The 20,674-nt window shown below is 61.6% G+C and carries 19 protein-coding genes; 8 read left to right on the forward strand and 11 right to left on the reverse strand.

Annotated features, from left to right (window positions below; translation table 11 throughout):
• The first annotated feature begins 4 nt into the window (after positions 1-4).
• The 7 genes from Q5H93_RS13160 to Q5H93_RS13190 all read left to right on the forward strand — a co-directional run bounded on the left by Q5H93_RS13160 (position 5) and on the right by Q5H93_RS13190 (position 6,264).
• Positions 5-487 (forward strand): hypothetical protein, encoded by a 483-nt coding sequence (locus Q5H93_RS13160; protein ID WP_305007008.1) that lies wholly within the window; start codon positions 5-7, stop codon positions 485-487.
• Positions 488-491: 4 nt separating this feature from the next.
• A complete protein-coding gene (locus Q5H93_RS13165; RefSeq protein WP_305007009.1) occupies positions 492-1,352 on the forward strand; it encodes a DUF4198 domain-containing protein in 861 nt (286 codons plus the stop codon).
• Positions 1,353-1,431: 79 nt separating this feature from the next.
• Positions 1,432-1,806 carry an STAS domain-containing protein gene (locus tag Q5H93_RS13170; RefSeq protein WP_369811018.1) on the forward strand — a complete coding sequence of 125 codons (375 nt, stop codon included), beginning with the start codon at positions 1,432-1,434 and terminating at the stop codon, positions 1,804-1,806.
• 130 nt (positions 1,807-1,936) lie between these two features.
• On the forward strand, positions 1,937-2,848 hold the full coding sequence (locus Q5H93_RS13175; protein WP_305007011.1) for a ribonuclease Z: 912 nt from the start codon (positions 1,937-1,939) through the stop codon (positions 2,846-2,848).
• Positions 2,849-2,853: 5 nt separating this feature from the next.
• Entirely contained in the window at positions 2,854-3,600 is a 747-nt protein-coding gene (locus Q5H93_RS13180) for a queuosine precursor transporter (RefSeq protein WP_305007012.1), read from the forward strand.
• Between the two features lie 140 nt (positions 3,601-3,740).
• Complete coding sequence (gene trpS, locus Q5H93_RS13185) at positions 3,741-4,718, forward strand: tryptophan--tRNA ligase (protein ID WP_305007013.1); 978 nt, start codon at positions 3,741-3,743, stop codon at positions 4,716-4,718.
• A gap of 112 nt (positions 4,719-4,830) precedes the next feature.
• Positions 4,831-6,264 carry a Gfo/Idh/MocA family protein gene (locus Q5H93_RS13190; RefSeq protein ID WP_305007014.1) on the forward strand — a complete coding sequence of 478 codons (1,434 nt, stop codon included), beginning with the start codon at positions 4,831-4,833 and terminating at the stop codon, positions 6,262-6,264.
• A gap of 60 nt (positions 6,265-6,324) precedes the next feature.
• Here Q5H93_RS13190 and Q5H93_RS13195 read toward each other — a convergent pair whose 3' ends face one another.
• The 3 genes from Q5H93_RS13195 to Q5H93_RS13205 form a co-directional block, all read right to left on the reverse strand.
• Positions 6,325-7,248 carry a hypothetical protein gene (locus Q5H93_RS13195; protein ID WP_305007015.1) on the reverse strand — a complete coding sequence of 308 codons (924 nt, stop codon included), beginning with the start codon at positions 7,246-7,248 and terminating at the stop codon, positions 6,325-6,327.
• A 53-nt stretch (positions 7,249-7,301) separates the two neighbouring features.
• On the reverse strand, positions 7,302-8,432 hold the full coding sequence (locus Q5H93_RS13200; RefSeq protein WP_305007016.1) for a CaiB/BaiF CoA transferase family protein: 1,131 nt from the start codon (positions 8,430-8,432) through the stop codon (positions 7,302-7,304).
• Between the two features lie 205 nt (positions 8,433-8,637).
• Positions 8,638-9,381 (reverse strand): class I SAM-dependent methyltransferase, encoded by a 744-nt coding sequence (locus Q5H93_RS13205; protein WP_305007017.1) that lies wholly within the window; start codon positions 9,379-9,381, stop codon positions 8,638-8,640.
• A 372-nt stretch (positions 9,382-9,753) separates the two neighbouring features.
• Here Q5H93_RS13205 and Q5H93_RS13210 point away from each other — a divergent pair, with 372 nt between their 5' ends.
• Positions 9,754-11,487 carry a DEAD/DEAH box helicase gene (locus Q5H93_RS13210; protein WP_369811019.1) on the forward strand — a complete coding sequence of 578 codons (1,734 nt, stop codon included), beginning with the start codon at positions 9,754-9,756 and terminating at the stop codon, positions 11,485-11,487.
• Between the two features lie 42 nt (positions 11,488-11,529).
• Here the strand turns inward: Q5H93_RS13210 and Q5H93_RS13215 are convergent, their stop codons facing one another.
• From Q5H93_RS13215 to Q5H93_RS13250, 8 genes are all read right to left on the reverse strand, one after another.
• Entirely contained in the window at positions 11,530-13,053 is a 1,524-nt protein-coding gene (locus tag Q5H93_RS13215; protein ID WP_305007018.1) for a hypothetical protein, read from the reverse strand.
• A 98-nt stretch (positions 13,054-13,151) separates the two neighbouring features.
• Positions 13,152-14,951, reverse strand: a complete 1,800-nt coding sequence (locus Q5H93_RS13220) for a DUF2075 domain-containing protein (RefSeq protein ID WP_305007019.1) — start codon at positions 14,949-14,951, stop codon at positions 13,152-13,154.
• A 54-nt stretch (positions 14,952-15,005) separates the two neighbouring features.
• On the reverse strand, positions 15,006-15,128 hold the full coding sequence (locus tag Q5H93_RS13225) for a hypothetical protein (protein WP_305007020.1): 123 nt from the start codon (positions 15,126-15,128) through the stop codon (positions 15,006-15,008).
• A 51-nt stretch (positions 15,129-15,179) separates the two neighbouring features.
• Positions 15,180-16,073 carry a 1,4-dihydroxy-2-naphthoate polyprenyltransferase gene (locus Q5H93_RS13230; protein WP_305007021.1) on the reverse strand — a complete coding sequence of 298 codons (894 nt, stop codon included), beginning with the start codon at positions 16,071-16,073 and terminating at the stop codon, positions 15,180-15,182.
• A 133-nt stretch (positions 16,074-16,206) separates the two neighbouring features.
• Positions 16,207-16,710 carry a glutathione peroxidase gene (locus tag Q5H93_RS13235; RefSeq protein WP_305007022.1) on the reverse strand — a complete coding sequence of 168 codons (504 nt, stop codon included), beginning with the start codon at positions 16,708-16,710 and terminating at the stop codon, positions 16,207-16,209.
• A gap of 150 nt (positions 16,711-16,860) precedes the next feature.
• Positions 16,861-17,442 carry an LOG family protein gene (locus Q5H93_RS13240; RefSeq protein ID WP_305007023.1) on the reverse strand — a complete coding sequence of 194 codons (582 nt, stop codon included), beginning with the start codon at positions 17,440-17,442 and terminating at the stop codon, positions 16,861-16,863.
• Between the two features lie 128 nt (positions 17,443-17,570).
• Positions 17,571-19,367, reverse strand: coding sequence for an arginine--tRNA ligase (gene argS / locus Q5H93_RS13245; RefSeq protein ID WP_305007024.1), 1,797 nt, complete (start codon positions 19,365-19,367; stop codon positions 17,571-17,573).
• 119 nt (positions 19,368-19,486) lie between these two features.
• Positions 19,487-20,479, reverse strand: a complete 993-nt coding sequence (locus tag Q5H93_RS13250) for an arginase (RefSeq protein ID WP_305007025.1) — start codon at positions 20,477-20,479, stop codon at positions 19,487-19,489.
• Between the last annotated feature and the right edge of the window lie 195 nt (positions 20,480-20,674).

The following is a 20,674-nucleotide window of genomic DNA, read 5'->3' on the forward strand; positions in this document are numbered from 1 at the left end:
GCTTATGAGACTAACTGTTAGTGATAAGCTTGAAATAATGATACGGCAGGGTGCCCTCCCGCTAGGCATTGGTGCCTCACTGATTGCGCTAGTTAGCCTGCTGTCTCTATCTGCTTCAGATGACTTTTTGGCAGAAATTCTGGGTGCAGCTGCCATCCTCATTTTCGGGCTGCTCATAATCTATCATAGCATTGACAAGCACAAAACCCTGTGGGCCTTAGCGGACGATGCCAGTCTCGTTACCGGCATCTATGAGAAGTCTCGCACCACCGCAAATGAAATTGATGCCACAACTTTTTACCGTTTGGTATATAACTACCAATTTGAAGGTCGAGCCTATTTCCATTGCATTGAGACAAACAACCTTGCTAAGTATGGTGACGAAGAATTGATTTTCATTCAACGCTCCCGACCAGCCAACGCTGTATTCGCAACCGACCTCCCCGGAGTAGTACGGGAAAAGCTGTTGTTATCGGCTTCTAACTAATTTGATGCGCAGCAAGGCATACGCTCTGGCAATAGCGGCCTCTCTCTTTCTTACCACCGCCCTCGCCCACGAGTTCTGGCTCGAATTCCCGCGCCTGCGCCTCCAGCCCGGCGAGGCCATGAATTTCCGCCTGCTCGTCGGCAGCGATTTCGCCGGCAAGCCCTGGCGCAACCAGCCCGGCAAAGTGCTGCGCCTGCTCCGCTATGGCCCTGCCGACTCTACCAGCCTCACCCCCGCCCCTACCGATACGCTGAACGCCGCCGTGCGCTTCGCCCAGCCCGGCACGCACCTGCTAGCCCTGAGCACCGCCGATTCTTTTATTGAATTGCCCGGCCCACAATTTACCGCTTACCTGCGCGAAGAGGGCCTCGACTACATCCTGAAAAAACGCCAGGAGCTGGGCCACGCCGACCAGCCCGGCCGCGAAACCTACCGCCGCCGCGCCAAAGCCCTCGTGCAAGTGGGCGGCCCCAACGACCTTCCGGTCGCTCAGGACACCGCCTACCGCCGCGTATTGAATCTGCCGCTCGAATTAGTGCCCGAGCAAAACCCCTACCGCCTGGTCGCCGACAAATCACTGACAGTTCGTGTTTTGCGACAGGGAAAGCCCGTTTCCGGTGCCCAGGTGAACATCTGGCAGCGGCAGCCGGGTGGGCTGCCGACCACTCATTTCAGCACCCGGTCTAACCAAAACGGCCGCATCCTGTTACGCTTAACCGGGCCGGGGCCCTACCTGCTGGCCGCCGTGGACATGCAGCCGGCCCCCGCCGCCCTGCGCGCCCGCGCCGAGTGGCAATCGACCTGGGCATCGCTTACCTTTGGCGGTCCGACGTCAGTTTTTCGGCCTGCTGGCGGCAAGCGCTAAGCCCAACTGTTCCGACTTTTCCGTTTTTTCTTTACCTTCGCCGCTCTATTACCCCGAATTCCCTGCCCCCCCGCGCTGTATGAAGTACACGATTGATAAAAAAGAAAGCTACACCATCATTACGATTGACGAGAAAAAGCTTGACACCACTGTCGCGCCCGACCTCAAATCGGAATTCGTGAAGCTCAACGCCGAAGGCATCAACAATCTGATTCTGGACCTGTCGAACGTAAAGTACACCGACTCGTCGGGGCTCAGCTCCATTCTTATTGCCAACCGCTTGTGCAATTCCACCGGCGGCCTGCTGGTGCTGTCCGGCCTGCAAGACCACGTGATGAAGCTCATCACCATCTCGAAGCTGGAGTCGGTGCTGCACATCCTGCCCACGGTAGAAGAAGCCATCGACCGCGTGTTTCTGCACGCCATCGAGCGCGACCTGACCGACAAGGAGTAGGCTTTTTAGCTGCTAGCTGTTGGCTGTTAGCTATTAGCCCCTGGGCTAGTAGCTGGCAGCCAACAGCTTTTTATTTACCCTCCAAACCAGCTAACGGCTATCCGCTAGTGGCTAACAGCTAATTACTCCCTTGGATTTCGAGCTGAAGATTCTGGGTTCGGCCTCGGCCATACCGGTGCTGGGGCGTCACCCCACGGCGCAGGTGCTCACGGCCGGCGCGGCGCACTACCTCATCGATTGCGGCGAGGGCACGCAGTGGCAGATGCTGGCCCTGGGCGTGCGCCCGCATCATGTGCGCGTCATCTTCATCTCGCACCTGCACGGCGACCATTATTTTGGGCTGTTTGGGCTGCTGGGCACCATGCACCTGCAGGGGCGCACGCAGCCCCTCACCATCGTGGGCCCGCCCGGCCTCGATGAGGTGCTCGTGACGCAAACCCGCGTGTCGCACATGCACCTGTCGTTTGCCATGACCTTCGTGCCCATCGATACTGAGGTGCATGCGGTGGTATATGAGGATGAGTGCATGACGGTGGCCACGCTGCCCATGCGCCACCGTATTCCCTGCGCCGGCTACCTCTTCACCGAGCAGCCGCGCCGCGCCAACCTGCTCAAGGAGAAGCTGCCCGAAGGCCTCACCCCCGCCCAGCTCGGCCGCCTGGCCCAGGGCGAAGATTTGCCCGAAACCGCCACCCACCCCGCCGTGCGCCACGCCGACGTGGCGGGCCCCGCTCCCGCGCCGCGCCGCTACGCCTTCTGCTCCGATACGCTCTACATCCCCGAGCTAGCCGAGCTGGTGCGCGGCGTCGACGTGCTCTACCACGAAGCCACTTTCCTGGAGGAGCTGCGCGAGCGCGCTGCCCAGACCTTCCACAGCACCGCCCGGCAGGCAGCTTCGCTGGGCCGCGATGCGGCCGTGGGGCGCCTGCTCATCGGCCATTTCTCGAGCCGCTACAAGAGCATGGTGCCGCTGCTGGAAGAGGCACAGGCCGTTTTTCCGACGGCCGAGCTGGCCCTGGAGGGCATGGTGGTACAGCTGTAATTCCGATGGATTCTTTTACCCACAAAAAACAGCAGCTTTACCTCGTTCTGAGCGGTATTTTCATCGTCAATGCGCTGTTGGCGGAAATTATCGGTGTCAAGATATTTTCGCTGCTGCCGCTCATCGGCCGCGACGACAATCTGACGGCAGGCGTACTTATCTGGCCCGTGGTGTTTGTGACGACGGACATCATCAACGAATATTTCGGCAAGGCCGGGGTGCTGCGGGTGAGCTACCTCACAGTGGCGCTTATCTTGTTTGCGTTCGGCGTCATCTACCTCACCACCAAGCTGCCGCCCGCGCAATTCTGGCTGGAGGTGAATGCCAAAGATAACCAGGGCCGGCCTTTCAACATCGATTTTGCCTACCAGAGTATTTTCCGGCAAGGCGGGGGCATTGTGGTCGGTTCCATCGTAGCCTTCATCATTGGGCAGGTGCTTGATGCTACGGTGTTTCAGGGCCTTCGCAAGCTCACGGGCGGGCGCTACGTGTGGCTGCGCGCCACGGGCTCGACGCTGATTTCGCAGCTCGTCGATTCGTACGTGGTGCTGTACGTGGCGTTTTTCGTGTTCGGCAACTGGTCGGCGAAGCAGGTGGTGAACGTGGCCAATACGAATTATTGGTACAAATTTGCGGCGGCGATTCTGCTCACGCCAGTGCTGTACGTAGCGCATTTTCTGATTGACCGTTACCTGGGACCGGATGATACGCAGGGGTTGCAAAGCGAGGCCGCAGCTAATCAGAGCGTGTAAACAGCACTATCATGCTGACGAACCGAAAGTCGGCATCAGCCAAGGAAGCATCCTATCACGGCTACCTTCGTTTGATTTACTTCTTTTTAGCGGCGCAGACGTGATAAGATTCTTCGCTGCGCTCAGAATGACCTGATACCATGTCCCGTATTCTCACCGGCATTCAAAGCACGGGCCGCCCGCATTTGGGCAACCTGCTGGGTGCCATCCTGCCTGCCATCGAGCTGTCGAAAAGCCCGGCCAACGAGTCGCTGCTTTTCATTGCCGATTTGCACTCCCTCACCACCGTGCGCGACGCTGAGACGTTGCGCGCCAACACCTACGCCGTGGCCGCCGCCTGGCTGGCCTGCGGCTTCGACACCGAGAAAAACCTGTTTTACCGGCAGTCGGACGTGCCGCAGGTGACGGAGCTGGCCTGGTACCTGAGTTGCTTCACGCCCTTCCCGATGCTGGCCAACGCGCACAGCTTCAAGGATAAGTCGGACCGGTTGTCGGACGTCAATGCCGGCCTTTTCACCTACCCGGTGCTGATGGCGGCCGACATCCTGCTCTACGATGCCAACTTCGTGCCCGTGGGCAAGGACCAGGTGCAGCACCTCGAAATCACCCGCGACATTGCCAGCACCTTCAACAACCGCTACGGCGAAACCTTCGTGCTGCCCCAGGCCCGCACCGACGAGCAGCTGATGACCGTGCCCGGCATCGACGGTCAGAAGATGAGCAAAAGCTACGGCAATATCATCGACATCTTTCAGCCGGAGAAGGACTTGCTGAAAGTAATCCGCAGCATTATTTCGGACAGCACCCCGCTGGAAGAGCCCAAAAAGCCGGATACCGACGTCACCTTCAAGCTCTACTCGCTACTGGCCTCGCCCGCCGAAACGGCCACCATGCGCCAGAACTATCTGGCCGGCGGCTACGGCTACGGCCACGCCAAAAAGGAGCTGCACGAGCTGATTCTGCGCCGCTTCGCCACGGAGCGGGAAAAGTTTGCCTTCTACATGAACAACCTGCCGGAGATTGATGCGCAGCTGGCCATCGGGGCCAAGCGGGCGCAGGAATACGGCGCGGGTGTGCTGGCGAAAGTGCGCGAGAAAGTGGGCTACGGGCGGCGCTAAACCAGCGCGAGCCCAGAAAGCCGGCGCGGGCTTAGCCATTGCACTTGAATGCTCCGTAAAGTTGAGGGCCGCCGTTCATCCGAACGGCGGCCCTCAACTTTATTGTCGTTCTATGTCCATTACCAACGAACTACTGAACACCGTTCTGCGCCATGCCGGCCAGGAGGTTTCGCGCAAGGAATTTCTGAGCATGGCCGGGCGCGGGCTGGCCGTGGGCGTAGCCGCCGGGGCCCTGGCCAGCTGCCAAGACAAACCTGGTCCCGCCGCGGCCGCCGCTACTACGCCGCTCACGGGCACCCCGGCGGCGGAGGTGGATGCTGCCACCACCTACACCGCGCCGGAGGGCCAGTCGGTGCCTTCTTCCGAAGCCGTGTCGCCGCCGGCGCGGGTGCCGACGGGGCTGAGCGAGCCCATCGAGCTGGAGGCCTGGAAGTCGGACGTGGACCCGAAATCGGCGCCCACCCCCACGCCGCTGCCGCCCGATAAGCGGGTGGGCTACGCACTGGTGGGCCTGGGCCACCTTACGCTGGAAGAGCTGCTGCCGGCCTTTGGGCAGTGCAAAAAATCGAAGCCCACGGCGCTGGTGAGCGGCTCGCCCGAGAAGCTGAAGAAGGTGGCGCAGCAGTACGGTATCAAGCCCGAGAGCTGCTACTCGTATGCCGATTATGAGAAGCTGAAGGACAACCCGGAGGTGCAGGCCATTTACATCGTGCTGCCCAATTCGATGCACGCCGAGTACGTTATTCGCGGGGCTAAGACGGGCAAGCACATTCTCTGCGAGAAGCCGATGGCCAATTCGGTGCGCGAGTGCGAGCTGATGATTGACGCTTGTAAGCAGGCGAAAGTGAAGCTGATGGTGGCCTACCGCATTCAGTACGAGCCCTACAACCGGGCCGTGCGCGACATGATACGCCAAAACAAGTTCGGCAAGCCCAAGTACATCCAGGCCCAAAACAGCCAGAGCTCGGCCAACCCCGACCACTGGCGGCACAAGAAGGCGCTGGCCGGCGGCGGCGCGTTGCCCGACATCGGTTTGTATTGCCTCAATACGGCCCGCTTCGTGCTCGGCACTGAGCCTACGGAGGTGTTTGGCTACATGCACAGCACGCCGGGCAACCCGCTGTTCAAGGAAGTGGAGGAGATGATGTCGTTTCAGCTGCGCTTCGCCGATGGGCTGGTCGTGGACAGCATCACGCACTACAATACCCACGATTCGCGCTTCTACCGCGTGAATACCGAGCGTGGCTGGATTCACCTCAACAATGCTTACGCCTACAAGGGGCAGGCGCTGCAGACCTCGCACGCCGAAGGTTCGGCGAAGATGGAAAACCACATTACGCTGGGCGCTATCAACCAGTTTGCGGCCGAGATGGACCACTTTTCAGAGTGCATTCTGGAGGATAAGCAGCCGCACACGCCGGGTGAGGAAGGCATGCAGGACCAGCGCATTATGGAGGCTATTTACCAGTCGGCCCGCGAGGGGCGGCCGGTGAAGCTGCCGGCAGTGAAGGGCAAGGATGCGTTTCGGGGGCCGGAGCCGAAGTAGCAAAAAAGCACGTCATCCTTTCGCTGCGCTCAGGATGACGTGCTTTTTTTGGTCGTTCTGCTACCCCCAGAAATCATACTGCGGCTTCTGCTCCTTGTAGAAGCTGAAACCCACTTTACTACCGCGGCTCACCTGCTGGTTTTCGAGCTTTTGCTTGACGGAAATCTTCTGGATTTCGGGCAGGCCGGGGGCGATGAGGTCGTTGTTGACGGCGGCAATCATGGCGCTTTCGACGAAGAGCTTCATGGCATCTTCAGTGACGGGGTTGTCGCTCATGTCGTTATCGGGCAACTCCAGTTGCTGCACGCCTTCGAGGAAGTAGTGGTTTTCGATGTTGACCAGCAGGCGGCCGACGAGGTAGCCGGGGTCGTTGAGGCGGTTGTACTTGATGCTGTCGGCCATGAAGTTGTAGGCCATGATGTGGCCGAAGAAACGGCGACGGAAATCGGCTTCGACGTAGGCGGTGGGCATGGGGCCGTAGTCGTCGGGGAAGGTGACGATGTTGGAATGCATGATGAAGACCAGCAGGTCGCCGGAGAAGCGGATGTGGAACTCCATTTCATTCACCGGGCGGTATTCGATAGCCACGCTCGAATCGAGCGGGGTGATTTTGCGCACCAATTCCACCACCAGCTCCTGGCTGACTTTGCGCAGGCAATCGAAGGTATTCTGGGTGTTGCGGTAGATGGCCTGCTTGGCGGTGGATTTCTGCTTGAGGCCGTCGAAAATCTGGTCGAGGCGGTCGGCGGGAGCCTCGATGGGGGAGCCGGCGGGGGCGGTGGGCGCGTTGTTGGTGGCGGTGGCGCCGGAGTGCGTGGTGGCGGCGGGCGGCGCGGGCGGGGCCTCGACAGCGGGCGGGGTGGCGGGGGCCTTGCGTGGCTTTTTAGTGGCCACGGGCTTGGTGGCGGGCACTTTGGCTTCGGGGTCGGCGGCGTCGGCGGTGGGTTTGGGGCGGGCGGCTTTGGCCATGAGCGTTGTTTTCAAAAGCGAGGAAGAAAGCAGCACGGCGGGCGCGAGCGGCCGGCGCGTAGGCTTAGTTACGCAACATCGGTGGCTGGGAGTTGCCCCAGCGCGGGTGGTGGGGTCAATTCAGATACTCTTTCCCAGGCGGCGGCGTGGAAAGCCACCGTGCGCAGCCCAGCAGGCGGGAAACCGGGGGCAGACGGCAGCAGTTGGGCCTGGGCGTTGGGCTGGCGCAGGGCCTCCCCCACCGTGCGCACGGCGCCGGCGGGCACGGCGCGGCGCACCAGCTCGGCCAGCAGCTTAGCGCCGGATACTTGCGCGATGCGCTCCGTGAGCATGGCCTCCAGCTCAGCGCGGTGGGCCACGCGGGCTGGGTTGGTGCGAAAACGGTCTTCGAGGGCCCAGGCGGAGCGGGCCAGGGCGAAGCAGAGCTCGCGGAACTGGCCGTCGGAGCCGACGGCCAGCACCAGGCGCTGGCCATCGGCGGCGGTGTACACGGTGCCGTAGGGCACGATGCTGGGGTGGCCCGAGCCCAGCGGCTGCGGGTCGTGGCCCGTGACGAGGTAGCTGCTGGCCTGGTTGGCCAGTGAGGCCAGGGCGCTTTCGAGCAGGCTGACTTGCACGAGGGTACCGTGGCCGGTTTTTTCGCGGTGGTAGAGGGCAGTCAGGATACCTTCCTTGAGCTGGTGGGCGGCGAGTAAGTCCATCAGCGCCACGGGCATTTTCTGGGGTGGCTGGCCGGGGGCGGCGGCGTTGAGGTGCATGAAGCCGGCTTCGGCCTGCAGCACGGCGTCGTAGCCGGCGCGGGCGGTTTCGGGGCCGTAGCCGGTGATTTGGCCGTAGATGAGGCGCGGGTTTTCTTTACTTAGCGTGGCGTAATCGGCTTCGAGCTTTTCGGCATCGCCGGGTTTGTAGCTGGCCAATACGATGTCGGCCGAGGCGGCGAGGCGGTGGAGCCGGGCGCGGCCGGCGGGCGTGGTGAGGTCCAGCACCACGGATTTTTTACCCCAGTTGGAAGCGGCAAAGTAGGCCGACACATCGGTGTCGGCGGCTTCGGCGGGCGTTTTCCAGGTGCGGGTGACGTCGCCGGCGGGGGGCTCGATTTTCAGGACTTCGGCGCCGAGCTCGGCGAAGAATTGGCCGACCTGCGGGCCGGCGAGCACGGCGGCGAGCTCGAGAATGCGAAGGTGGGCGAAGGGGAGCATATGATGTAGCGCGAACTAGCCGCAAAGCGGCGACAAGTTGTTAGTTTATTGAGTATTAAGAGTGGCCAGAGCCGCAAAGCGGCGGCACTCGGCGCAGAGATAAGTGCCGCCGCTTCGCGGCTCTGTCTACCAGAAACTGGTTTAGGCTACCAACGTGTCGCCGCTTCGCGGCTCGTCGGTAATCCAGGTTACGAAGTTCGCGCTACTATCGTGCTACACCGGCCCGCGCAAATACCGGGAAACTCACTAGCCGCGCACCCGGCCCCCAGAGCCGCGTCAATTCCTCGGCCACCAACGCTACCATATCGGCCCCGGCGTGCTGGCGGGCGTAGTTGGCGGTGGCCGACCAGGTGCCGAGGTAGTTCAGCATGTCTTCTGCCGTCCAGTGCTTTTCGACGGCGAAGCGGGCGTGCTGCACCCCGGCGAAGGGGAAGGCAATGTGGGCGTACTCGTCGGCGATGTGGCGGCGGTTGGCGTCCCAGTACGGGGCCGAGGTCACGTCGTGAAACTCGTCGAGCACGCGGTTCAGCTCAGGCGTTTCGAGGCGACAGAGCTGGTAGCCCCACTCGGCCAGCACGCCGCCGGGGCGCAGCACCCGGCGGGCCTCGCGGTGCCAGGCCGGCTCATCGAACCAATGCACGGCCTGGCCCACGGTTATCAAATCGAAAGAGGCATCGGCGAAGGGCGAGTGCTCGGCCGGGGAGGTCTGGTAGTGGACGTTGGGTAACGCGGAGGCTTGTTTGAGCTGGTTGGCGCTGAGGTCGGTGGCTTCGATGTGGGCGAAATGCAGGGCCAGGGCGGCGGCTACCTGGCCGTTGCCGGTGGCGCAGTCCCAGGCCCGCTCGCGGCCGGGCACCTGGGGCAACAGCCAGTCGTAGAGGGCGGCGGGGTAGGTGATGCGGTACTGCGCGTAGGCGGCAGATTGGGTGGAGAAGCGGTCGAGGGGCATGATGTAGAATAGGTAGTTTGAGAGTAGTCCGAAGAAGTATGCGACCCGTCCAAAGAAGCATGCGACTTGTCTGAGGACGTTTGCAAGTTGCCTAAAGAAGCATGCGACCCGTCCAAAGAAGTATGCGAGGTGCGCAAAGAAGCATGCGAGGTGCGCAAAGAAGCATGCGAGCTGTCCAAAGACGCTTGCGACCTATCTGAGGACGTTTGCGAGTTGTGCAAAGACGCTTGCGCATTTCTCAGACAAGCTCAAGAGGTGGTTTTGCCGCTTTTACGGCACTGCGGCGCTCGTGAGTATCTTTACCGCAAATCAAGCGGTTTGCTGACCAAAAGCACGAGGTCAGCCCTTTTATCTTCTTAACTACGCTGAACCTTGACGTTTCACGAATTTGCGCTCCATGACGACCTGCTGGCCGGCATCGACGCCATGAATTACCAGCAGGCCACTCCGGTCCAGGAGCAGGCCATCCCCAAAATCCTCGAAGGCAAAGACCTCATTGCCTGCGCCCAGACCGGCACCGGCAAAACCGCCGCCTATCTGCTGCCGCTGCTCGACAAGATTTCGCACGATAAGCACGGCCACACCACCACCCTCATCCTGGTGCCCACCCGCGAGCTGGCCACCCAGATTGACGAGCAGGTGATGGGCTTCGGCTACTACGTCGAAGCCAGCTCGATAGCCATTTATGGCGGCGGCAAAAGCGAGAACTGGGAGCAGCAGAAGCGCGCCCTCACCAGCGGGGCCGACATCATCATTGCCACGCCCGGCCGCCTCATTGCCCACCTCCAAATGGGCTACGTGAAGTTCGACCAAATCAAGTACCTGGTGCTCGACGAGGCGGATAAGATGATGGACATGGGCTTCTCGGACGATATTTTCAACATCGTGCGCCAGCTGCCCAAGCAGCGGCAGACGCTGCTGTTCTCGGCCACCATGCCGCAGAAAATCCGCGATTTCTCGCAGCAGATTCTGCAGAATCCGGACGAAATCCGGCTGGCCGTATCGAAGCCCGCCGCCGGCATCGACCAGCAGTTTTACATGGCCTACGACCGCCAGAAAATCTACATCCTCGAACACCTCATCAAGACCCAGGACGTGCAGAGCATGGTGCTTTTCACCAGCCAGAAGGCGGCCGTGGGCGGCATCGTGAAGGCGGTGAACAAGCTGGGCATCGAGGCCCGGGGCATCAGCTCCGACCGCACCCAGGAGGAGCGCGAGGAAATCATGCGGGCCTTCAAAAACAAGCAGTTCCCCATTCTGGTGGCTACCGACGTGCTCAGCCGGGGCATTGATATTGACTCGCTGAGCCACGTGGTGAATTACGATATTCCCCGCGCCGCCGAGGACTACGTTCACCGCATCGGCCGCACCGCGCGCGCCGCCACCAAGGGCACCGCCATCACCTTCATCTCGGACCAGGACCAGGACCGGGTGCAGAAAATCGAGCGCCTCATCGAGCGCGAAATCGAGAAGCAGAAAATCACCGAGGCCCTCGGCCTGGGCGAAGCGCCCGAGTACGACCCCAAACGCTTCGCCGGCCTGGGTGGTAAAATCGGCGGCCGCCCCGCCCGGGGTGGTCACGGCGGCGGCGGCGGTGGTGGCCGCGACCGGGGCCCCCGCTCCGAAGGCAGCGACCGCGGCCCGCGCCGCGAAGGTGGCCGGGATGGTGGCCGCGATGGCGGCAAGCCCCGCCGCGACGCCCCCGACCCCAAAGACCCCAAGTACCTCGAGCGCTTGGCCAACGCCAAAAACGCCCTCGCCGCTCTCGACGCGGGCCAGGCCCCGGCCACGCCCTTCCAACGCCCGCCCCGCGAGCCCCGCCCCGAAGGCGAAGAGCGCCGCGAGCGTCGCCCCCGCCCGGAAGGCGACAGCCGCTCGCCGCGCGAGCCCCGTGCTCCGCGGCCTGAGGGCGAAGCTCGCCCGCCCCGCGAGCCCCGGCCGGAAGGTGAAGCCCGGCCGCCGCGTGAGCCACGCCCCGAGGGGGAAGCTCGTGAGCCCCGTGCTGAGGGCGAGCGCCGCCGCAGCCGCGGCGGGCGCAACCGCAAGCGCGGGCCCAAGCCGGAAGGCGGTGGGGAGGCGCCGGCCGCCGCACCTGCTGCTGAGTAAGTAATTAAAAAAGCCCCGCTACTGGCGGGGCTTTTTTAGTGGCTACTCTTCGTCTTTCACTACTGCATGAGCTACCAGGCAGGGCGGCAGCTTTTGCACGGCCGTGTTGAGGCGGGCCACATTGAGCTTTTGCTGTGCCTCATTGGTCAGGTTGCGATTATAGCCCAGGAACAGGTAGTAGGCCATGAGGCGGTTGTAAGTGTCGAGCCGGGGGTCGGTTATCAGGCCGAGCAGGCGCTGCTCGAACTGGCGGGGCTGCCGGGTTTCGGCCAGCGCCCGGCTCAGCCGGCCGATGCTGCCGTAGTAGTGGTTGCGGCCGGCGTGGTCGATGCGCAGGCTGATGCCCAGCATCAGGTCGGGCACGTTGATGTCGAGCTCTTCGAGCTCGCGGAGGTAGGTTTGGCGCTCGGCCTGGGCGTAGCTGCCGTCGGACTGCCGCTCAAACCGGTCGTTCATAATGTCGAGGTGAGCGCGCAGGAAGGTTTCCCAGTTCACCGTTTCGGCCGAGAGCGTGGCAATGCTCAGGGCGTGGCGGCGCGGGCCGCTGTCCTGGCTGCAGAAGCCTACCACCCGGCGGCTGCGCTTGAGCTCCAGCGCCTTTCTGCGGGAGTAGTAGCGGGCCACGTATTCTTCAAACTCTTCATTGGTAGCCCCGATGCTGGCCGTATCGGTGGCCGCCTGCACGAGTAGCATCCGGAATCGGGGGGTGGTGCGGGCCAGGCGGTCCGTCCGGCCCAGGCGCAGCGAATCCCACTCGCGCAGGGCGCGCCACTGGGCTTCGCGCTCGGCATTGGTTTGCTCTTCGTGGTAGTCGTCGTTCGGCCGCTGCGTTTGCTCGTGCGCGTAAGTCAGGAAGGTGTGGAGGGCCGGCGGAGTTTTTTCGTCATAGGGCCGGCGGCGCTGGGCGGCTGCCAGGTAAATCTGGGAGGTGGTGTCAATCAGGCAGTCGGCGTACTGCACCAGCCGGGCATAAGGCGTGGCCAGGGTGGTTTGGGTGAGTGGTGCGGGCAGGTAGAAGGCCTGCAGCTGTGCCCCGGAATAGTCGGTTTTGGGCTGGTAGTTGATAATCCAGCGCCCGGCGGCTGGCGACTGCCGGGGCCAGGGTCCCGGCACACGAAACTCGTATTCGACCTGATTATGTAGCGGAATGGTGCCGTACACGGTGTAGGCTTCGGGCTCGTCGCCGTCCCAGCCCTGGCTTTGGTAGCTGGTAAGGTGCAGGTCGTTGACAACGGTGGCGCGGGGGAAGCGCGCCCCAAAGGCCTCGGGCGTGATGCCTTGCTCCAAGGCTTGCCGAGCCTGCTTCAGGTCGCTACTATCCAAGTACACGTAGCTGGCCTGCCCCTGGCGCAAGCTGCGGTAGCTGGGGTGCAGCTCGCACACCTTGTGCCGCAGGTTGAGCGAATCGACGATGTGGCGCAGCTGCCCCATCGTCTGCGGCGAGTAGATGAGGCCATTGGTGCTGGGGCCAAACTCCATGGGCAGCGCAGCTTCGGGCTTCGTGGGCGTGGTGCAGGCCGCCAGCCAGAGCAGGGCCGGAGCGTAAAATAAGCGGCGATATGCCATAGCGCGGGCGCCACGATGCCGGGGACGCAACCGGGGAAAAGGTGAGCAGACTTCGCTTCTCAACGGCTCCGGCTTTGGGATTATTGCCTGGCTCTTTCCTACAGCTCCGGCACGCCTGTTTGTTGAAAAAACCGGTAGGTTTCGTCGTACCACTCCGGCAGGCGCGTGGGGTCGTTGGTATCGCCAGGCGGGATGAACAGCACCATGCCCTGCCGGGCCCGCGTGAGCAGCACGCGGTAGGCATTGAGGAGGTAGCGACGGCTATCGGCCGAGTTGCACTGCTGCCAGCGCGTACCCTTGAATTTGCGGAGCTGCCAGGTGCCGTTGCGCAGGGCAAAATCGGCATCCCAGGCCACGCCTACCCAGTCCAGCTCCAGGCCTTGAATATCGAACTCAGTGGCCACATCCTCTAGATAATAAGACGAGCGCACATCATCGGCCGGGTTGAGAAACCACACCGGCGCGTCGATTTTATCCTTGATATTCAAACCCAGCGGCTTGAGCCGGTGCGCGCCCGACGAGGCCACCAGCCCGTAGCGCTCGGAACCGCGGGCCTGCTGCCGCAGCCAGGCGCGGGCCGCGTCCAGCTGGCGCGTGATGCGTAATGGATAAGCACTTTGCAGATGCTCCTGAAATAAGCGCCGCGCTTCCGGAAGGTCGGCATCCAGCACGGCCTGCACGAAGGCCGCCAACCGCTCGGCCCGGAAAGAGCGCACCGATACAGCAAGGTGCAGCTCGGCCAATGGAGCGGCCTGCAGAGCGTCCAGCCGGGCCACGGCGGCGGCATCGGCCAGGTAGTTGCGGTCGTCGCGGATACGGCTGGAGTAGAATAAATCCCAATCGGGAAAGCGCGTTTCGAAGGCGCGCAGCCATTCTTCGAGGCCAGCCTCGCCGGTATTGATTTCCTGACCGCCACCCACTAGGCACACGATGGTGCACCAGTCGGGATGCCGGTCCATCACCTCCACCAGAAACTCGGGCTCCGACATATTAAAGTCCGTTTGCCCACGCTTCTGCTGCATAAACTTGCTGGCCTGCTCGGCCGACCACGCCCGCTGGGCTTCGTCGAAAACGGTGACTTTTTCTACCGGCGCGGCGGACAAGCGTAAGGCCTCGTCGCGGAAATGGTGGATGTTCTGGATAAACGACTGCACCTGCGACACCGCTTTTTTCTTCTCGATGCGCTGACCTTGCTGTTTGGCTTCCTGCACTTTGTCGCGGGCCAGGGCCTCGCGCAACACCGCCACCAAGGGCCCATTCCCCGAGAGAAACACGGCGTGCTCCTGCGCATCTACCCTGGTGCGTTCGGTGGCAATATTGAGGCCCGCCAGCGTTTTACCCGCGCCGGGCACTCCCGTCACAAAGCAAATGCTTTTGCGCCCCTGCGCTTTGGAATGGTCGATGATTTTGGCAATACAGGCCCCCGTAACCGAGAGATTTTCGGCCCCGGCATCGGAGCGGGAGATTTCGGTTACCTGATGGCCTTTGTACAGCGCCTGCGCGGCCTCGATAATAGTAGGTGTGGGTTGGTAGCCGGCCTGTAGCCAGGCAGCCACCGCCAGTGGCGGACCTACTGCGGCCGCTATGCCCAACTGCAGAATCCCGGCCAGCTGCGCAGCATTGCCTAGCAGGGTTTCGTGGAGGCCGTCCGGGTAAGAATTCAGCTTATTGGCATATGCCGCAGCCTGGGTAGCAATAAGCACCGGCAAGATGCGGGCATGGTGACTACCGGCGTGTAAGTTCTTCAAGTCCAAGGCGTAATCCAGCACTTGGTCTTGCCCGGCCTGGTCGTAGCTGGTGCTTCCCACCTTGAATTCAAGCACGAAAACAGCATCTGCCAGTAGTACCACAGCATCGGCCCGCTTGCCCATGCGCGGGATGGCCACTTCCAGCAGCAAGTGCCCCTGCGGAAACTCGGATAACTCATGTTTTAGCAGCCGGATTTGCTGGAGCTAGGCATTGCGTTGCAGGTCTTCCAGCGCATGGTCGTGGCTTAAAACCAACTGGCCGATGATGAACAGCTCATCATCGGCCAGAAAATTTGGTATCGGAGCTTGATAGTAGGCGCGCTGCATGCTGAACGGAGAGAAAGCACGAATGTAGCCCCGCGCGTCTTTGCAGCTGCCCTACACCACCTGCCCCACCCCAAACAATACCGTAAACACCAGTGTGCTCAGCGCCATCTGCTTCAGCAGCGGGTCAATCTGCAGCGACTCCTGCCGCTGCCACACCTGCACGGCATTGAAGAGGAAGAGCGGCGCCGCCAGCGCATACAGCCACTGCCAGGGCGAGTGGTACGTAAGCGCCACGAATACCGTGGCGCAGCCCAACCCCAGCAGCAGCAGCAGCCAGTGGTAGCGCCGGGCGTGCGCCGGCCCCAGCCGCACCGGGATGGTGATTTTGCCCGCCAGCACATCCGATTTGATGTCGCGGATATTATTCACATTCAGCACGGCCGTGGCGAAGCAGCCCAGCGCGGCGGCGGGCAGCAGCACCGTCAGCGGCAGCGTTTGGGTTTGTAAAAAGTAGGTGCCGCACACGCCCACGATGCCAAAAAACAGAAACACCGAGATGTCGCCCAGCCCGGCGTAGCCGTAAGGGTTTTTGCCCGCCGTATAGTTCACCGCGGCCCAGATGGCGGCCAGCCCCAGCGCCAGAAAGCCCGCGAATATGCCTATGCCCGCCGCGCCCAGCGCCACCCACAGCAGCGCCAGCCCGCTCAGCAGCGACAACCCGCCGAAAAGATACATGGCCCGCTTCATCTGTGCCGGGGTGATGGCGCCGCTCTGCACGGCCCGCATGGGGCCCTCGCGGTACACGCTGTCGGCGCCGTTTTGCGAGTCGCCATAGTCGTTGGCGAGGTTGCTCAGAATCTGGAGCAGGATGGTGGTGAGGGCCGCCAGTGCCACTACCGGACCATTGAAATGGCCAGCGGCAGCGGCCAGGAAGCCACCAGTAAGAATGCTGGCCAGCGCCAGCGGCAGCGTGCGCGGGCGGAAGGCGGAAATCCAGGGAGACATAGGCTTGGAAACAAAATAGAACGTGTCATGCTGAACGCAGTGAAGCATCTTGCGTGCAGCAGTAATCTTGGTTACTACTCCACACAAGATGCTTCACTGCGTTCAGCATGACACGTTCTTTTACAAACGTTACTTACTTCGTAATATCCCCTACCAGCTCCGCGCTCAGCGGCGTCACCTTGGAGGGGTAAAACTTCACGACGTGGCCGTTCTCGTCCACCAGGTATTTGCAGAAATTCCAGCTGGGAGCCTCACTCACCGCGCCGTTTTTCGACTTATCGGAGAGGAATTTATACAGCGGAGCCATGTCGTCGCCCTTCACCGAGATTTTGCTGAACAGCGGGAAGGTCACGCCATAGTTTTTCTCGCAGAAGGTGGCAATTTCCTTCTCGCTGCCGGGCTCCTGCCCGCCGAAGTTATTGGCCGGGAAGCCCAGCACGGTCACCTTGTCGCCGTACTTTTTCGAAAGCTCCTCTAGCTCCTTATACTGCGGCGTGTAGCCACACTCCGAAGCGGTATTGACAATGAGCAGCTTCTTGCCTTTGTACTGACTCAATTTCACGTCTTTGCCATCAATAGATTTGACAGTAAAATCGTACACGGTGCCAGCGGCGGCAGTTTCAGCGGAAGGGTTCATGGTGGGCGGGTTGGAAGCGGTGGATTGAGAGCAAGCGGCTGCCACTACGGCAGCGGCAACGAGCAGAAGTAGCGCGGGCTTTTTCATTGGAAATGTTGGGCGTGAATAACTGCGACTTAAACTGCCGATACGGCAGCAAAGTTTTACCACTCAGGTAGTGGGCGGCGTGAGCCATTTTTCCAGCTGCGGCGGCTGGTAGGTGGCCAGCTGCGCCAGCAGCTCGGCGGGGTTATCGGCTTGCAGCAGCTGGTTGCGGTTTTCGGAGCGGAGCAGTTGGTCGTCGCGCATCCGGTCAAGGGCCAGCAGCAGGTGGTCGTAGTAGCCCGCCACGTTGAGCAGGCCTACCGGCTTGCGGTGTAAGCCCAACTGCCCCCAGGTCAGCACTTCAAACAACTCTTCGAGGGTACCGTAGCCGCCGGGCATGGCCACGAAGGCATCGGCGCGCTCGGCCATCAGCAGCTTGCGCTCGTGCATCGTGCTCACGATGTGCAGCTCGGTGCAACCGATGTGCGACACTTCCTTGGCGTGCAGAAAATCGGGAATCACCCCAATCACCTGCCCACCCGCCGCCAGTACGGCATCAGCGATGGTACCCATCAGCCCCACCCGGCCGCCACCGTACACCAGCGTGAGGCCCTGCGCAGCCAGCGCCGCACCAAGGGCCTGAGCTTGTTGGGCGTAGAGCGGGTTGGCGCCGATGCTGGAGCCACAGTAAACGGCAACGGATTTCATTATTCTGAACTGCTAAAAAAGAACGTGTCATGCTGAGCAAAGCGAAGCATCCTATCACGCTGAAACGATTAAGTTACTGCCTCGTTGTAGCGCGAGAGGATGCTTCACTGCGTTCAGCATGACAATTTTTACATCCGCTCGGGCACCTGGATACCTAGCAAACCCAGCGCAGTTTTAAGTTGCTCCCCTACTCGCGCCGAAAGTGCCAGACGCAGATTGCGCTTAGCCTCGTCAGGCTCGCTCAGGAAAGGCACCTGCACGAACATACGGTTATACGCTTTAGCTAGCTCGTAACAGTATTGGGCGATAATGGCTGGCGACATCGTCTGCGCTGCGCTACCTACCACGCTTCCATAACGCGCCAACTCCTGTATCAAGTCTCGTTCGGAAGCATGCAGTTCGTCGATAGCCGTGACATCTAGCTTCGGAGAAATCCCCATTTCATTGGCTTTGCGGCCAATGGAAGCCGTGCGGGTGTAGGAATATTGAATAAACGGCCCCGTGTCACCTTCCAGGCTCACCGACTCGGCCGGGTTGAACAGCATGCGCTTCTTGGGGTCCACTTTCAGCAGGTAATACTTCAGCGCGCCCAAACCCAGCATGTGGTAGAGCTGCTCCAGCTCGCTGTCGCTCAGGCCTTCAGTTTTACCCTTTTCGAGGGTGGCGGCTTTAGCGGCTTCCACTACTTCGCGCACCAGCTCGTCGGCATCCACCACGGTGCCTTCGCGCGATTTCATTTTGCCCGAGGGCAAATCGACCATGCCATAGCTCAAGTGATGAATGGCTTCGGCGTAGGGCTTGCCCAGCTTTTGCAGCGTGGCTTGCAGCACCTGCATGTGGTAGTTCTGCTCGTCGCCGATGACGTAGATGCTGCTGTCGTAGCCGAACTGCTCGTATTTCAGCTCGGCCGTGCCCAGGTCCTGGGTGATGTAGACGCTGGTGCCGTCGGCGCGGAGCAGGAGCTTTTCATCCAGCCCTTCAGCCTGCAGGTCAACCCACACCGAACCGTTTTCCTTGGTGAAGAAAACGCCTTTTTCCAGGCCTTCCTCTACCCGCGCCTTGCCCAGCAGGTAGGTGTCCGACTCGTAGTAGAACTTGTCGAAATCGACGCCGATGGTTTTGTAGGTTTCGTCGAAACCCTCATACACCCAGCCGTTCATGGTGCGCCAGAGGCCCACTACTTCCTCGTCGCCGGCTTCCCACTGCTGCAGCATTTCCTGGGCGGCGGTCATCAGCGGGGCCTGCTTTTTGGCCACGTCGGTGGCCACGCCTTCGGCTTCAAGCTGCTTGATTTCCTCGCGGTAGTGCTTGTCGAACAGCACGTAGTATTTGCCGATGAGATGGTCGCCCTTGATGCCCGCGCTGGTCGGCGTTTCGCCATGGCCGAAGCGCTGGTAGGCCAGCATCGACTTGCAGATGTGGATGCCGCGGTCGTTCACTAGGTTGGCCTTGGTAACGTGCGCGCCGGTGGCTTTGATGATTTCGGCCACCGCGTAACCCAGGAAGTTATTGCGCAAGTGCCCCAGATGCAGGGGCTTATTGGTATTAGGCGACGAATACTCAACTATAACACGCTGCGGGCTGCCGGGCACGGCCACCGGTGCGCCGGCCGGCTGCGCCAGCACCGTTTGCAGCAAATTCAGCCATTCGGCGTCGGTTATTTCGAGGTTCAGAAAACCCTTCACCACGTTGTAGCCGCTGACGCGTGGCTCGCTTGCTTTCAGCCACTCGCCCAGGGCCTGGCCGATTTGCTCGGGGCCTTTGCCCAGCGTTTTGGTGAGTGGGAAAGTGACGAAGGTGAAGCTGCCGGCAAAGTCCTTGCGCGTGGGCTGCAACACAAGGCTGGCGGCGGGGATTTCAACGCCGAAAACGGCCTGGGCGGCGGTTTGCAGGGCGGTTTTGAGGGCTTGTTCTAACTGTTGCACGGGTGCAAAGGTACAACCTCCCCCCCTGACCCCCTCTCCAAAAAAGAGGGGGCGCCGGTCATGCTTTACTTAGGAATCGTCCGGCTCCCCTCTCTTTTGGAGAGGGGTCGGGGGTGGGGTTACAACCCCTGCGCCTCGCCCCTACCCACTACCTCATTCAGCCGCAGGCGCTTTTCAATTGCCGCCGTGGCCTTCACCAGAATACCAAAGGCATTGTCGGCCATCGTATTCTCGCGGTCCAGTGTGGGGTTGATTTCGCCCATTTCAAAGCACACCACGCGCTCATTGTCGAGCAAATCCTGACACAAATTCTCGCCTTCTGACAGATAAAGCCCATCCTCCACCGGCGTGCCGGTGCCGCGGCTGAAACTGGCGTCGAGGCTGTCCACGTCGAAGGAGATGTACACTAAGTCACAGAAGCGCAGGTGCTCGTAGATTTCGCGGGCAATGATGCGGCTGCCTTTGGCCTGCACCTCGGCCACGGGAATGTGCTTGATGCCCAGGCGCTCGATGATGGCGTCCTCTTCGGCTTCGGTGTCGCGCACGGCCACGTACACGAGGTGCTCGGGGCGCAGCTTGGGGCCGGGCTCGCCCAGGTTTTGCAGGCGGCGCCAGAAAAACTCGGTTTCGGCGTCGATTTGCTGGCGCTGGCAGGGCAGGTTGTCGTCGCCGAGGGCGGCGGCCAGGGGCATGCCGTGCACGTTGCCGCTGGGCGTGGTGAAGGGCGAGTGGATGTCGGCGTGCGCGTCAATCCAAATGACGCCCAGGGTTTTCTGCGGATATACGGCCTTGATGCCGGCAATGGTGGCGTTGGCCGAGCTGTGGTCGCCGGACAGCACCAGCGGGAATTCGCCCCGGCGCAACGTCATTTCCACGGCCCGGGCAATGCCCTTCTGCACCGTGTAGATAGAGTCGATGTGCTTGGCGAAGGGGAAGTGGTTGGGCTCGAACAGCACGTGGTTGAGGTCGGGCACGGTGTCGAGGCCGTAGTGGCGGAAGTAGTCGCTGCCCTGGTTGAGGCAGGCCACGCGCAGGGCGTCGACGCCCATGCTGGCGCCGCGGGTGCCGGCTCCTAATTCGGAGCGCACTTCCAGGAGGGTAATGGGTTTCATTTTGGGTGGGATTTGGAAAATGAGCGTAGTGGGCGGGCCATCGTTCCACCGTAGCCGTAAGAGGCCACCGTCGAGCGCTGCCTTGCGGCGGGAAATGTCCGCCGTAGCCAAGTCGCCATTCATCATCACGAGGCGGGAAGCAGTTCTCCCCAGCGGCGGTACTTTTGACCCACCCGGCGCAAAGGTCGGGCTTTC

It is taken from the genome of Hymenobacter aranciens (genome assembly GCF_030580865.1).
In the GTDB taxonomy this organism is placed as follows: Bacteria; Bacteroidota; Bacteroidia; order Cytophagales; family Hymenobacteraceae; genus Hymenobacter; species Hymenobacter aranciens.